Here is a 15,062-nt window from a genome sequence, read left to right as displayed (position 1 = left end):
GGATCAGGACGCCCGGCGCGCTGGGGTCGACGGCCAGCCATGTTCGCCCGACAGGACGATGCTGCCGTCGATCCGGCCGTCGCCGGTCGTGTCGAACTCGAGCTGCGTGTCGTCGCCGACCGTGCGCAGGCGAACCTGTCCCGGCCCCGGATACTGCGAGTTGCCGGTGAAGGCATCCTCGCCGATGAAGGAGACGTTCAGGGCCGACAGGTCGATGCGGTCGCCGGTCGCGAAGTCGGTGATGCGGTCGCCCGCCAGCTGGGTCGACGCGGTGAAGCGGAAGGTGTCGCTGCCCTCGCCACCGATCAGCAGGTCGGCGCCCTCGCCGCCGCTCAGCGTGTCGTCCCCGGCCCCGCCGTCGAGCACGTCGCCGCTGCCCAGGCCGTTGAGGACGTCGTTGCCGCCGCCGCCCCACAGGCTGTCGAAACCGGAGCCGCCGTTCAGCGTGTCGGCGCCCTCGGTCCCGACGACGGAGCGGTCGTCGAGGCGCACCAGCACGCCGGGCGACCCTGCCAGTTCCCCAAGCGCATGGGCACCGGACAGCGTGACCGTCCGGTCGACGAAGCCGTCGCCGTTGCTGTCGAATTCGAGCGTGGTGCTGGTGACGTCGGCCCTGTAGCGCACCTGCGCCGGGCCAAGGGAGGGATAGCTGCCCGTGAAGGTGCCGTCCCCGATGAAGGTGACGTTCAGGGCGGACAGGTCGATGCGGTCGCCGGCCGCGAAGTCGGTGATCAGGTCACCGCCGACGTCGCCGAAGCCGTCAAACCGGAAGGTGTCGCCGCCCTCGCCGCCGGTCAGCGTGTCGCGTCCGGGGCCGCCGCTCAGGACGTCGTCGCCGGCGTCGCCGGACAGGTTGTCGCTGCCGCCCAGGCCGCGCAGCAGGTCATTGCCGGCACCGCCGGAGATGGTGTCCCCACCGGCCCCGCCGTCCAGTGTTTCGTTCGCCGCCGTGCCGGTCAGCACGCGGTCGGGCACCCGCACCAGCATGCCCGGCGACCCGGCCTGCTCGACCAGCGCGTGGGAGCCGTACAGATTGATGGTGCGATCGGCGAGGCCGTCGCCGTTGCTGTCGACCTCCAGCATCGTGGTGCCGACATAGTCGGAGCGGAGACGGACCTCCGCCTTGCCGGTGCCACCGTTCAGGTTGTTGCCGGAGAAGGCGGTCTCGCCGATGAAGGTCGCTTTCAGGGCCGACAGGTCGATGCGGTCGCCCTGGGCGAAATCGGTGATGGTGGTGGACGAGACGATGGAGTAGCTGAAGGTCGTTCCGGCCGGCTGCGCCACGATGCGGAAGGTGTCGTTGCCGGCGCCGCCGGTCAGCGTGTCGGATCCGAGGCCGTCTTCCAGGATGTCGTCACCCGCGTCTCCCGTCAGGCTGTCGTTGCCCGCCAGTCCGCGCAGCAGGTCGTTGCCGGCACCGCCGCCGATGGTGTCGCGGCCGGCGCCGCCGTCCAGCGTATCGCCGGCCGCCGTGCCGGTGATGGTCTGGGCGGGCACGCACTCGAACACGCCCGGTGAACCGGCCACCTCCCGCAGTCCCGGCGAACCGTTGATGTAGATGGTCCGATCGATGTTGCCGTCGCCATCCCCATCGATTTCCAGCATGGTGTTGGCCGCGTCGGTGCGGACGCGTACCTGCGGAGCACGGTTCACAGCGTTGCCGGTGAAGGCCGAATCGCCGATGAAGGTGGCATTCCAGTCGGACAGGTCGATGCGGTCGCCCGGCGCGAAATCGACGATCCAGGCATGCTGATAGCCGTGCGTGCCGGTTCCGTTTGGAAAGCGGAAGATGTCGTTGCCCGCCCCGCCGCTCAGCGTGTCGACGCCGAGACCGCTGACCAGCGTATCGTTACCGTCGCCACCGGACAGGACGTCGTCGTCGGCCAAGCCGTCCAGCAGATCGTCCCCGCCGCCCCCGCTGATAACATCGCGCCCGGCACCGCCGGTCAACGTCTCCGCGCCGACACCACCGGTCACGGTCAGTTCGGCCACCCGCTCCAGCACGCCGGGCGAGCCGGCCACCTCCCGCAACGTGTGCGAACCGGCCAGAGTGATGATGTGGTCGGACAGTCCGTCGCCGTTGCTGTCGATCCACAGGTAAGTGGTGGCATTGCTCGTGCTGACCATAACCTGGGCCGGCCCGTGGTTGGCATAAGTGCCGGTGAAACGGTCGCTGCCGATGAAGACGGCGTTCAAAGCCGACAGATCGATGCGGTCGCCGGCCGCAAAGTCGGTGATGATGTCCTCCGCGATATCATCCAGGCTGGAAAAGCGGAACGTGTCGTTGCCAGCGCCACCGGTCAGGCTGTCGCCGCCGGCGCCACCGTCCAACGTGTCGTCTCCGGTCCCGCCGGACAGGCTGTCGTTGCCGTTCATGCCGAGCAGAAGATCGTTGCCAGCGCCGCCGCTGATGGTGTCGCGCCCGGCACTGCCGGTCAGCGAATCGTTCCCATCGGTCCCGGTGAACGTCCGGTCGGGAATGCGCTCGAACAGACCGGGCGCGCCGGCAACCGGCTGAAGCGCGGGCGCGCCGGTCAGGCTGATCGTGCGGTCGGACACACCGTCGCCGTTGCTGTCGATCTCCACGACGGTGGTGTTGGCGTTGACGCTGATGCGGATCTGCGCCGGGCCGTTGCTGGCGTAGCTGCCGGTGAAGGCGCCGCTGCCGATGAAGGTGGCGTTCGCCGTGCTGAGGTCGAGGCGATCGCCCTGCGCGAAGTCGGTGATGACATCGCCTTCCATGTCGCTCAGGACGAAGCGGTAGGTGTCGTTGCCGGTGCCGCCGGTCATCGTGTCGGTACCGGCGCCGCCGTCCAGCGTGTCGTCGCCCTCGCCGCCGATCAGGCTGTCGCTGCCGGACTGGCCGCGCAGCAGGTCGTTGCCGGCGCCCCCGCTGATGGTGTCGCGGCCGGCACTGCCGGTCAGCGCGTCGTCCGCGTCGGTTCCGGTGAGGGTCTGGTCGGGCACCCGCTCCAGCACGCCTGGAAACCCGGCAACCTCCCGCAGGGCGGGCCCGCCGTTCACGTAGATGTAGCGGTCGGCGTAGCCGTCGCCGTTGCTGTCGATCTCCAGCGACGTCTGGCCGGTGTAGGTCCGCACGCGGATCTGCGCCGGGCCATTGCTGGCAGAGCTGCCGGTGAAGGCGCTGTCGCCGATGAAGGTGGCGCCCAGGCCGGTCAGGTCGATGCGGTCGCCCAGAGCGAAGTCGCTGATGAGGTCGCCGTTGACGTCCGCCAGGCTGGCGAAGCGGTAGGTGTCGTTGCCGGTGCCGCCGGTCAGCGTGTCGGAGCCGGAGCCGCCGTCCAGCGTGTCGTTGCCGGCACCACCGATCAGGCTGTCGTTGCCGCCCAGGCCGCGCAGCAGGTCATTGCCTTCGCCGCCGCTGATGGTGTCGCGCCCGGCGCCGCCGTCCAGCGATTCATCCGCCGCCGTCCCGGTGACGGTCTGGTCGGGGACCATCGTGAAGATACCGGGCGAGCCGGCCACCTGCTGGATCGCCGATCCCCCGTTCAGGGAGATGGACCGATTGGTGAAGCCGTCACCGTCGGTGTCGATCTCCAGCGTCGTGTTGTAGGTGGTGGCGTTGATGCGCACCTGCGCCGGACCCTTGTTCATATAGGTTCCGGTGAAGGCGGTTTCGCCGATGAAGGTGGCGCCCAGCGCGGACAGGTCGATGCGGTCGCTCTGGCCGAAATCGGTGATCGTGGCGTAGCCGTAGCTGGCGGTGGTGGAAAACAGGAAGGTGTCGTCGCCGGCCCCGCCGGTCATCGTGTCGTAGCCGACCCCGCCGTCCAGCGTGTCGTTGCCAGCGCCGCCGGTCAGGCTGTCGTTGCCGGCCAAGCCGAGCAGCCGATCATTGCCGCCGCCGCCGCCGATGGTGTCGGCGCCGGCGCCTCCGGTCAGCGCATCGTCCCCATCGGTGCCCGTCAGGGTCAGATCCGGTACCCGTTCGAACACATTGGGAGAGCCGGCCACCTGCTGCAGGGCGGGAGCGCCAGTGATGTAGACTGACCGGTCCGCATAGCCGTCGCCGTCGCTGTCCACCTCCAGCGCGACGCCGGAATCCGTGCGGAGCCGGTACTGCGCCGGACCCTTGTTCGCGTAGGTGCCGGTGAAGGACCCGGTGCCGATATAGGCGGCGTTCAGGCCCGACATGTCGATGCGGTCGCCCTGCGCAAGGTCGGCGATCTGGGTGCTGTTGTAGCCGGAGGTGCTGGAAACGGGGCTGAACAGGAAGGTGTCGTTGCCGGCGCCGCCGGTCAGCGTGTCGGAGCCGGAGCCGCCGTCCAGCGTGTCGTCCCCGGTGCCGCCGGAGAGGCTGTCGTTGCCAGTCAGGCCGCGCAGCAGGTCGTTGCCGCCGCCGCCGCTGATGGTGTCGCGTCCGGCCCCGCCGTCCAGCGTCTCGCCCGCCTCCGTGCCGGTGAGCGTCAGGTCGGCCACACGCTCGAACACGCCCGGCGAACCGGCCACCTCCTGCAGTCCGGGAGACCCGCTGATGTAGATGGAAAGGTCGGTGAAGCCGTCGCCGTTGCCGTCGATCTCCAGCGTGGTGTTGGCAAGATCGGTGCGGACGCGGACCTGCGCCGGCCCTTTGTTGATGGAGTTGCCGGTGAAGGAGCCGGTGCCGACGAAGGTGGCGTTGAAGCCCGACAGGTCGATCCGGTCGCCCTGCGCGAAGTCGGTGAGCCGGGCTTCGTTGTAGCCGAGCGCGCCGTTCGTTCCCTGGAAGAGGCCCGGGAAAAGGAAGGTGTCGTTGCCGGCACCGCCGGTCAGCGTATCGTTGCCGGTCCCCCCCCTCCAGCGTGTCGTCGCCCTGGCCGCCGGACAAGCTGTCGTGGCCCGCGAAGCCGCGCAGGCGATCGTTGCCGCCGCCGCCGCTGATCGTGTCGCGCCCGCCGCCGCCGTCCAGCGTCTCGCCCGCTTCCGTCCCGGTGAGCGTCAGGTCGGGCACGCTTTCGAGCAAGCCGGGCGAGCCTTCGATCTCCCGAAGGGCCGGTCCGTTGTTCACATAGATGTAGCGGTCGGGGTAACCGTTGCCGTCGCTGTCGATCTCAAGAACCGACGTGGAAAAATCGATCCGGTTGCGGATCTGGGCCGGCCCCTTGTTCATGGGGGAGCCGGTGAAGGACCCAGTGCCGATGAAGGTGGCGTTCAGGGCCGACAGGTCGATGCGGTCGCCTGGGCCGAAATCGGTGATCTGGTCGTTGCTGATGTCCGCAAGGCTGCTGAAACGGAAGGTATCCGCTCCCTGTCCACCGGTCAGGAGATCGTAGCCGCCAGCCCCATCCAGCGTGTCGTTGCCGGCTCCCCCGGCCAGCGTGTCGTTCCCCGGAGTGCCAACCAGCTCGGACATCGGATACCCCTTTGGACTAAATCGTTCGGACTTTCCTCCTACCTTTGCACTCAGGACTTTTCAATCTTGGGTTATTGGCTAAAGCTTTCTTATCGTAAAATAGTGGTCAAAGATCTCAATAAATCGATGAATGAGAGAATTATGCTCGGATGGGCATTGATTTAATAACGCTCGCCAACGGCCACTCAATATTTTTGAGGACTGGTGTTTCTGTCTTCCGCGCATGCGACCATGTGCCGCAATCCGACCGAATAAAATCAACGACTTAGCGAACCAGATGATGTTCTTCGGGCTGCCCCTTATGGAGGGGTGGCGTTGGTTTCCTCTTGAGAGCATTGTTCATCTCAGGATTTTCAAGATCAGGATCAAAACGCGGAAAACGGGTGTTTCGCCGGCGCCTAATGGCATAAGTGTGGAATATGAACGAAAGTATCTCTTCTGATAACAATCGCGCCAAGCGATTTTCTCTCGTTCGAGTGGCGCAAAGGGCGTCATCGCAGAATCGGTTCCAAACCGGGTTCTGGCCGGATAGCCGCCTCCCGGATCATTCTGGGTCCGTGAGATCACCAAGGGCTCGGTGACGCGATCCGGCTGATGCCGCCGCAGTGGGGAGGCCCTGCGTCAAGCGCCTCAAGAAGAGCCTTCACTTCGGGCCGACACATGGCGGCATTTCCAAGGCGGGCGAGAACGACCTGCGCCGCCTGCCGTCCCGGCCCATCGCCCTGCCGGCGCCCGAACTCACCGCCATTATCACGTGGTCGGTCTGGCGAAGACGCCACCAGCAGCGGGCCCAACGCTCCCACTGGGAACGCCGTGCCCGACCCGATGGAAAAACGACTGTAATGCTAACGGAGCTTCAACAGTCGTTCAGCATTGCCATGGCAGACGAGTTGCCTGACATCCTCGGAAACTGGTGCCTGCTCGATGAAATCCGCGGCAATAGCCGTCGATTCATAGGGATAGTCCACCGAGAACATCACCGCCTCCGCGCCCATTTCGTCGATTGCGCATTGCAAGGCGGCGGGCGAGCAGACGCCGGAGGTGGTGATGACGATGTTTCGGCCGAAATATTCCGACGGCCGGCGCTCCAGTCGGATGCCGTGCGAATAAACGGCGAACCGGCTGTCGAAGCGCCACCGCAGCATGGGAAGGCCTTCACCCATGTGGCCGAGGATCAGCTTGAGGCGTGGAAAGCGATCGAACACGCCGCCGAACAGCAGTCTCAGGGCATGGGTTCCGGTTTCGACGCCCCAGCCCCACACCGCCCCGGCCAGTTCGGGGTGCCCGGCGTAGGCGCTGGGAATGGGCGATGGGTCCGTGGGATGCAGGTAGAGAGGCACATCCAGCGCTTGCATCCGGTCCCAGAACGCGTCATAGGCCGGATCGTCGTAATAGACGCCGTTCGTGTGTCCGTTCACGAGCGCGCCCTTGAAGCCCAGGTCGTTGACGGCGCGCTCCAGCTCGTCCGCCGCTGCGCGTGGCGCGTGCATGGGAAGCGATGCGAAGCCGGCGAGGCGGTCCGGATGCCGCTGGATCTGCCGCGCCAGGAAGTCATTGTTTTCCTGCGCGTAGCGGATCGCCTGGGCCTGATCCGGCTCGGCCTGCACGCTGGGGCCGGTCTGCGACAGGACGGAGATGTCGATGCCTGCGCGGTCCATCTCCGCGAGCCGCAGTTCATCGAAATCCGCCAGACGCGCCGCAAGCTGAGCCTGCGAGGCGCTGTCCATGAGCTTCGTGAACACCTTCGAGTAACGTTCGAAACCCGGCGCCGTGAAATGCTCTTCCAGAGCGATCTTCCGAATCCTGCTGGTCATCCTCATCGTCCCTTTTTGTGTGTCTTGTGTGTGGTCGCCGGACGTTCCCCAACCCGCGGGAGAAGACGCCGGATCAATTGGTCTTCTGGAACTGGCGCATCGCGTCGAGCGCCGGGTCACCGCCCTGGGCGCTGTCGTCGCTTCCCAGGGCGCCCGGATCCAAGGGTTGTAGGCTGTCGGAGATTTCAGGGATCTCGATCTTCACCTTGTCGAGGTCGATCTTTTCGCCGCGGTCCAGGCCGGAGAAGACCAGGTCGGGGAAGGCGATGACCAGCGCCACCATGATCAGCTGGATGATCACGAAGGGCACGGCGCCCCAGTAGATCTGGCCGGTGGTGATCTTCGCGATGATCCTGCCGGTGATCTTGTCCTTGTAATCCTCGCGCGGCGCGACGCTGCGCAAGTAGAACAGGGCGAAGCCGAAGGGCGGGTGCATGAAGGAGGTTTGCATGTTCACGCCGAGCAGCACGCCGAACCAGATCAGGTCGATGCCCAGCTTCTCCGCGACCGGCCCGAGCAGCGGCACGATGATGAAGGCCAGCTCGAAGAAGTCGAGGAAGAAGGCCAGCACGAAGACCATCAGGTTGACGACGATCAGGAAGCCCAGCTCGCCGCCCGGCAGGTTGGTCAGCAGATGCTCCACCCACAGGTCGCCGTTGACCGCGCGGAACACCAGGCCGAACACCGTCGAGCCGATCAGGATGAAGATCACGAAGGACGACAGCTTGGCCGTCGTGTCCATCGCCTGCCGGAGCAGCCCCAGCCCGAGCTTGCGCTTGGCCAGCGCCAGCAGGATGGCCCCCGCCGCGCCCATGGCGCCGCCCTCCGTCGGCGTCGCGATGCCGAGGAAGATGGTGCCCAGCACCAGGAAGATCAGCACCAGCGGCGGCACCAGCGAGGTCAGCACGCGCAGCAGCAGCTTGAAGCCGCGCAAGGAGCGCGCCTCCGGCGGCAGGGCCGGGGCGAACTCCGGCCGCACGATGGTCATGATCAGGATGTAGCCGGCGTACAGGCCGGTCAGCACCAGCCCCGGGACCAGGGCGCCGGCGTACATGTCGCCGACCGAGCGGCCGAGCTGGTCGGCCAGCACGATCAGCACCAGCGACGGCGGGATGATCTGGGCCAGCGTGCCCGATGCCGCGATGACGCCCGACGCCAGCCGGCGGTCGTAGCCGTAGCGCAGCATGATCGGCAGCGAGATCAGGCCCATGGAGATGACCGAGGCGGCGACCACGCCGGTGGTGGCGGCGAGCAGGGCGCCGACGAAGATCACCGCGTAGGCCAGACCGCCGCGCAAGGGGCCGAACAGCTGCCCGATGGTGTCGAGCAGGTCCTCGGCCATGCCGGATCGTTCGAGGATCAGGCCCATGAAGGTGAAGAAGGGGATGGCCAGCAGCGTGTCGTTGCGCATGATGCCGAACACGCGTTCCGGCAGGGCCTGGAACAGGGCCGGGGTCAGCAGCCCCAGTTCCACGCCGATCAGGCCGAACATGAGACCGTTGGCGGCCAGCGCGAAGGCGACCGGGAAACCCAGAAGCATGAAGGCGACCAGCGCCACGAACATAAACGGCGCCATGTTGGCGACGAGCATTTCAGCCATGGTAAGGGTCCCGGAGCTTAGGAGTGGCCGTGCATCGCGCCGCCGGGCTGGTCGGTGACCCCGGCGAGGAAGGCGATGCGCTTGATCAGCTCCGACAGGCCCTGCGCGGTGAGCAGGAAGAAGCCGACGGGAACCAGCAGCTTGGCCGGCCAGCGGATCAGGCCGCCGGCGTCGCTCGACATCTCGTGGGTGACGAAGCTGTCTTTGAACATCGGCCAGGACAGCCACATGATCAGGATGGCCATCGGGAACAGGAAGACGATGATGCCAAAGACGTCGACCGCCGCCTGGACCTTCTTGGAGAAGCGGCCGAGCACGATGTCGATGCGGATGTGTTCGTTGCGCAGGAACGTGTAGCCCGAGCACAACATGAAGATGGCGGCGAACAGGTACCACTGCAGCTCCAGCCAGGCGTTGGAGCTGTAGTTGATGCTGTAGCGGACCACCGCGTTGACCGAGCTGACCACGACCGCGGCCAGCACCAGCCAGTAGACGAGCTTGCCGATGCCGTTGTTCAGACGGTCGATGCCGCGCGACAGGGACAGGGCTGCGTGCACCTTCGTGCTCCCCTGTTGGAAATTGAGACGATCGCGGACAGCCGGGCGCAGTCGCGCACCGCTGGGGTGCGCGTCGGAGGCGCCGTCAAAGGCCGCGGGAGGCTGTCGGCCCCTGGCTTATGCGCTGGTGAACAGCCGCTTGATCCGGCCGGCGAGCACCGACACCAGCATAGCCAGGACGTTCATCTCGACCGGCTTGGCGGCCTGCGGCGGAGCCCCGTCAGCGCGGGGTGCCAGCGAGGCGGACAGGTTGGACGCGAAGGTTTCGGCCATGCGGCGGACGAAATCCTGGACCAGCGCACCGCGCGAGAACTGCGCCAGCGTCCCGGTCAGCCGGTAACGGATGGTGACCACGACGGTGGCGCTGTCCGGCCGTTCGCCCTCGACCACCCGATAGACGACCTCTCCGGCGGCCTGGGAGCCGCTGCCGCTGTCGCGCCCGGCGCCGGTCACGCGGCCGGTGTGCGCGGACTCGTCGCGCCGGACCGTGCCTTCGCCGGCGAAGCGCGCCTTGATCGGGCCGAAACGCACGCTCATGCGGCCGGTCAGGCTTTCACCCTCCAGCTTCTCGACCTCGGCACCGGGCAGGCAGGCGGCGACGCCGCGGACATCGCCCAGCGCGTCCCACACCGTCGCGGGGGCCGCGGCCACGGTGATGGTCTGGTCGATGGCCGTCCAGCCGGCGCTGTCGCCGGCCGCCGACGCGAGCGGGGTTGCCGCGACGGAGGGGGCCGGTGCGGGCGCCATGGACGGGCGGACGGGCGCGCCGGCCGCCATTGCGGGCTCCGGCAGGCGAATGGGGGCCGTCGCCGCGGCCGGAACGGGGGTCGCGACCGGCGGAGCCTCGACCTCCGGAGTCTTGCCCCGGCACACGCTGCCGACGGCGGCGACGATGCCCATGTAGCCGGTGCAGCGGCAGAGGTTGCCGCTCAACTCCTCGCGGATCGTCCGTTCGTCGGTCTCGCCGCAGCGCCGGACGATGTCGCGCGAGGTGATCAGCATGCCCGGCGTGCAGAAGCCGCACTGCAGCCCATGGTGCGTCGAGAAGGCCTCGCGCAGCTCGCTCATGGTCGGGTCGTCGTCGAAGCCCTCCACGGTGCGGACGGTGGACCCGTCGCAGGCCACGGCGAAGGCGATGCAGGACCGTTGTGGGCGGCCGTCGATCTCGACGGTGCAGGCGCCGCACACGCCTTGTTCGCAGCCCAGGTGGGTGCCGGTCAGCCCGACCGTCTCGCGCAGGAAATCCGCAAGGTGCTGGCGCGGCTCGACGCTGGCGGTAAAGGGCTGGCCGTTGACGGTGATGGTGACGGGAACCCGGTTCATTTCGACCCCAATTCGGCAAGCGCACGGTCCACGGCCGTGTGGTGCATCTGGCGGAAGACGGCGTCGTGGTCGGAAAGCCGCCGGTCGATCTCGTCCCTCAGGACCGCGGCGGCGGCCTGCGGTCCCGCGCGGCCGAGCGCGGCGGACGTCTCCTCCAGCAGGATGGGCGTGCGCTCGATGGCGCCGCAGACCACGCGGGTCAGGCCGCGTTCCGGATCGTGCAGCACGGCCCCGATGGCCTTCGCGAACTCGCCGGTCTTGCGGCAGATCTTATGGTAGGCCCAGCGGCCCCGGCTGGACAGCTTCGGCAGGACGATGCCGGTCAGCAGCTCGTCGTCGCCCAGTTCCGTGCTGTAGCCGCCGAGCATGAAGGTGTCGATGGACGCCTGCCGCTCGCCGTCCGGAGCGTGGATCAGCAGCCGCGCGTCGAGCGTCAGCAGGGTGGAGATCCAATCGGCGGCCGGGTCGGCGTGGGCGACGCTGCCGCCGATGGTGCCGCGGTTGCGGACGGCGCGGTAAGCGATGCCGTGCGCCACCGACGGCAGGAAGCCGTTGGTGGCGCACGGCATCGCGCCGTCCTCGATCTCCGCGTGGGTCCAGAGGGCGCCGATGATGAGGCGGTCGCTGGTCTCCTCGACCCGGCGCAGTTCGGGCGCGTGGCGCAGGTCGACCACCCGGGTGGGCCGCGCCAGCCGCAGGTTGAGCATCGGCCCGAGGGAGCAGCCGCCGGCCATCGGCTTGGCGTCGCCGTTCCCGTCGGCCAGCGCCGCCAGCGCGTCCTGGACGCTGCGGGCGCGGTGATAGTCGAAAACGGGGGCTTTCATGCGGCGGTCTCCCGGCTTTTCTCCATTTGGCCCTTGGCGGCCAGGATGGCGGCGAGGATGCGTTCCGGCGTCGCGGGAATTTGGGTCAGTTCCGCGCCGAGCGGTGCCAGGGCGTCGTTGATGGCGTTGACGATGGCGGCCGGCGGTGCAATGGCCCCGCCTTCGCCGACCCCCTTGATGCCGTGCGCGGAGTAGGGCGAGAGCGTCTCGAAATGGTCCATGCGGATCGAGGGCAACTCGGTCGGTCCCGGCAGCAGGTAGTCGAGAAGCGTCGAGGCGAGCGGCTGGCCGAGATCGTCGTACGGGCTCTCCTCGAACAGGGCGGTGCCGATGCCCTGCGCCGTGCCGCCATAGGCCTGGCCCTCCACGATCATCGGATTCACGCGGCGGCCGCAGTCCTCGACGATGACGTAGTCCAGGATCTCCACCATGCCGGTCTTGGGATCCACCGCCACGACGGCGGCGTGGGTGGCGTAGGAGAAGACGCCGGAGTCCACGTCCGGCTTGTAGGCTTCCGTCGCCTCCAGCCCGCGGCTGTCCACGCCGGCGGGCAGCAGGTCGGGGCGCATGTACCAGGCGAATCCGACGTCGGCGAAAGTGATGCTGCGGTTGCCGGCGAAGATGCGGCCGTCCTTCAGCTCGACCTCCTCCGGCGTGCATTTCATCAGGTGGGCGGCGATGCGCCGGACCTGCCCGGCCACCACCTGCGCGGCCTTGGAGGTGGCGCCGCCCGACATGACGATCCCGCGCGAGGCGTAGGCGCCGGTGGAGTAGGGGGTGGTCGCGGTGTCGCCCAGCGTCACCGTGATCCGGTCGATGGGGATGGTCAGGATCTCGCTGGCGATCTGCGCAAGCGTGGTTTCCAGCCCCTGGCCGATGGTGTGGATGCCGGCGCGCACCTCGACGCCGCCGTCCGGCGTGATCTTGACGCTCGCCTGGTCGAAGCCCGGGATCACCGACAGGCCCCAGGAGCTGAAGACCGACGTCCCGTGCGCCGACTGCTCCGTGTAGGTGGCGAAGCCCAGCCCGATGCGCCGTCCGTCGGGCTCGGCCGCGCCCTGGCGCTCCCGCACCTCGTCCATCTTGATCATCTCGCGCGCCCGGCGCAGGGAGGCCGGGTAGTCGCCGCTGTCGAAATGCTTCTTGGTGACGTTGGTGAAGGGCATCTGGTCGGCGGTGACCAGGTTCTCCGCGCGCACGTCCACCGGCTCCCGCCCGACCGCGCGGGCGATGGCGTCGATGGTCAGCTCCATGGCGAAGCAGACGCCGGGTCGCGCCACCCCGCGGTAGGGTGTGAAGGCCGGCTTGTTGGTTGCGACCGTGTAGGTCTTGCAGCGGTAGGCCTGGAAGTCATAGGGGCCGGGCAGGTTGCCGGCGATCTGCGACGGCTCCAGGCAGGCGGTGAAGGGCCAGACCGAATAGGCGCCGGTGTCCACCATCACCTCGGCGTCGAGGCCGAGCAGGCGCCCGCGCTCGTCGGCGTAGGCGGTAATGCGGTACTGGTGCTGCCGTGTGTTGGCCCCGGCGGTCAGGTGCTCGCGCCGGTCCTCCACCCAACGGAAGGGGGTCTTGCGCGTCAGCGCCAGCCAGGCGATCAGCACCTCCTCGGGCTGGAGCACGCACTTGTAGCCGAAGCCGCCGCCGACGTCGGGCGGCATCACACGGATGCGCGCCTGGTCGAGCCCCAGGCATTCGGCGAGCCCGGTGCGGATCATGTGCGGCACCTGGGTGGAGGTCACCACGACCAACTGGGACGCCTGGTAGTCCCAGTAGGCGAGCACGCCCTTGCCTTCCATGGGGTGCATGCACTGGCGGGCGGTGCGGTATTCGCGCGTGACCTTGACGGGGGCGGTGCGCGCAACTTCCTCGACCTCGCTGTCGAAGCCGCTCTCCAGGAAGAGGTTGTCGCTCCACTCCTCGTGAATGCGCGGGGCGTCGGGCGCGCGCCCGGCCTCGCTGCTGGCGATCACCGGCAGCGGGTCGAAATCGACCAGCACGGCGTCGCACAGATCCTCCGCCTCGGCACGGTTGGCCGCCACGGCCATGGCCACCGGCTCCCCGACGAAGCGGACCTTGCCGGAGGCCAGCGGCCAGTGGGTCGACTCCTTGTAGCCGGGGATGGTGGACCGCGTCACGATGGGGCTCAGGCCCGCGAGGTCATCGACCGTGTAGAGGGCCCCCTCCGCACCCGCCGGCTTGGTGACCGAACGGATGCGGGCGTGGGCGTGCGTGCTGCGCAGGAACGCAACGTCCCGGAGGCCCGGCATCTTGATGTCGCCGACGAAACGCCCGCGCCCCATCAGGTGGCGTGCGTCCTCCTTTCGGCGCACCCGCGCGCCGATACCCGTGTGGCTCATGAACCCTCAACCCCTATCGTGAACGCATCCCGGTGGCCGGTGCGTTGCCGGCCGTTCTCTTTACGCCTTACGTTGCGCCGTGTAGCGGAACGAGTCGAGTTGGTTTTCGGCCAGCGCGAACCACGAGTTGGACGTGTCGTGGAAGGTCTTCCAGGAGTCGTAGATCTTGGCGAAATCCGGGTTCTTCTCGGCGTTTTCCTTCAGGACCTCCATGCTCGCCTTGTAGCAGGCCTCCATGACAGGGCGCGGGAAGGCGCGAAGCTGCACGCCCATACCGACCAGACGGCGCAACGCTTCGGGGTTCTTCGCGTCGTACTTGGCCTGCATGAGCAGCGCCTGCTCGTTCGCCGCCGTCTCGAACGCCACCTTGAAGGGGTCCGGCAGGTTGTTCCATGCCGCGGTGCTGACGAGGCCGGTGATGGCCGCCGACCCTTCCCACCAACCGGGCGTGTAGTAGTATTTCGCGACCTTGGCGAAGCCGAGCTTCTCGTCGTCGTAGGGGCCGATCCACTCCGCCGCGTCGATGGTGCCCTTCTCCAGGCCGGTGTAGATGTCGGAGGCGGCGATCTGCTGCGGTACCACGCCGAGCTTGGTCAGCACCAGCCCGCCGAAGCCGCCGACGCGGAACTTCAGGCCGTTCAGATCCTCGACGCTCTTGATCTCCTTGCGGTACCAGCCGCCCATCTGGACGCCGACGTTGCCCACCAGGAAGTTGACCAGACCGTTGCGGCCGTAGAAGTCGCGCAGCAGCTCCATGCCGCCGCCATAATGCAGCCACGCCGCGTGCTGGCGCGCGTTCAGGCCGAAAGGCAGCCCGCCGTCGATGCCGTAGGCGGTGTTCTTGCCGATGTAGAAGGAGGCCAGCGTGTGCCCGCATTCGACGGTGTTGTTCTGCACCGCGTCCAGCACCTGGCCCGCCGGGACGATTTCGCCGCCGGCGAAGGGCCGGATCTCGAACTTGCCCTCGGTGAGCTGGGCGATGCGGTGGCACATCGCCTCGGCCGAGCCGTGGATGGTGTCCAGGCTCTTCGGCCAGCTGGTGGCCATGCGCCAGCGGACCGCCGGCGTGCCCTGCGCGAGGGCGGGGGCGCTGACGGTGCCGACGGCAAGGCCGGACACCGCGGCGGTGGCGGCGGTGTTGGCGGCGGTGGTGAGGAAAGCGCGACGTTTCATGTCTCTACCTCGTCCCTGTCGTTTGTTCGTCTGTGTGTTCTTGTTTGAGTCGTTCTTGTTT

The 15,062-nt window shown here is 67.8% G+C and carries 8 protein-coding genes and 2 pseudogenes; all 10 read right to left on the bottom strand.

Going from position 1 to position 15,062, the window contains the following annotated elements; genetic code table 11:
- Window positions 1-3: 3 nt before the first annotated feature.
- The 10 genes and pseudogenes from M2351_RS43660 to M2351_RS43615 all read right to left on the bottom strand — a co-directional run bounded on the left by M2351_RS43660 (window position 4) and on the right by M2351_RS43615 (window position 15,001).
- Window positions 4-4,470: a poly(beta-D-mannuronate) C5 epimerase gene (locus M2351_RS43660; RefSeq protein WP_406567505.1), complete on the bottom strand. Its 4,467-nt coding sequence runs from the start codon at window positions 4,468-4,470 to the stop codon at window positions 4-6.
- A 273-nt stretch (window positions 4,471-4,743) separates the two neighbouring features.
- Window positions 4,744-4,860: pseudogene (locus M2351_RS45440) on the bottom strand (hypothetical protein); the annotation flags it as partial.
- Window positions 4,832-5,353, bottom strand: a pseudogene (locus tag M2351_RS45435) (M10 family metallopeptidase C-terminal domain-containing protein); the annotation flags it as partial. The pseudogenes M2351_RS45440 and M2351_RS45435, both read right to left, overlap by 29 nt.
- Before the next feature lie 845 nt (window positions 5,354-6,198).
- Window positions 6,199-7,167 (bottom strand): amidohydrolase family protein, encoded by a 969-nt coding sequence (locus M2351_RS43650; protein ID WP_264662191.1) that lies wholly within the window; start codon window positions 7,165-7,167, stop codon window positions 6,199-6,201.
- Between the two features lie 73 nt (window positions 7,168-7,240).
- A complete protein-coding gene (locus M2351_RS43645; RefSeq protein ID WP_264662190.1) occupies window positions 7,241-8,767 on the bottom strand; it encodes a TRAP transporter large permease in 1,527 nt (508 codons plus the stop codon).
- 17 nt (window positions 8,768-8,784) lie between these two features.
- Window positions 8,785-9,324, bottom strand: coding sequence for a TRAP transporter small permease subunit (locus M2351_RS43640; protein WP_264662189.1), 540 nt, complete (start codon window positions 9,322-9,324; stop codon window positions 8,785-8,787).
- A 117-nt stretch (window positions 9,325-9,441) separates the two neighbouring features.
- Window positions 9,442-10,647 carry a xanthine dehydrogenase family Fe-S subunit gene (locus tag M2351_RS45035; protein WP_319801973.1) on the bottom strand — a complete coding sequence of 402 codons (1,206 nt, stop codon included), beginning with the start codon at window positions 10,645-10,647 and terminating at the stop codon, window positions 9,442-9,444.
- Window positions 10,644-11,471, bottom strand: coding sequence for an FAD binding domain-containing protein (locus M2351_RS43625; RefSeq protein ID WP_264662188.1), 828 nt, complete (start codon window positions 11,469-11,471; stop codon window positions 10,644-10,646). The genes M2351_RS45035 and M2351_RS43625 overlap by 4 nt, the downstream gene beginning before the upstream one ends.
- Complete coding sequence (locus tag M2351_RS43620; RefSeq protein WP_264662187.1) at window positions 11,468-13,828, bottom strand: xanthine dehydrogenase family protein molybdopterin-binding subunit; 2,361 nt, start codon at window positions 13,826-13,828, stop codon at window positions 11,468-11,470. The genes M2351_RS43625 and M2351_RS43620 overlap by 4 nt, the downstream gene beginning before the upstream one ends.
- 60 nt (window positions 13,829-13,888) lie before the next feature.
- Window positions 13,889-15,001: a TRAP transporter substrate-binding protein gene (locus M2351_RS43615; protein WP_264662186.1), complete on the bottom strand. Its 1,113-nt coding sequence runs from the start codon at window positions 14,999-15,001 to the stop codon at window positions 13,889-13,891.
- Window positions 15,002-15,062: the final 61 nt, after the last annotated feature.

The sequence above is a fragment of the Azospirillum canadense genome (genome assembly GCF_025961225.1).
Classification (GTDB): domain Bacteria; phylum Pseudomonadota; class Alphaproteobacteria; order Azospirillales; family Azospirillaceae; genus Azospirillum; species Azospirillum canadense.
The sequence above is the reverse complement of the archived record's forward strand: the minus strand, read 5'-3'. Positions and strand labels throughout refer to the sequence as shown.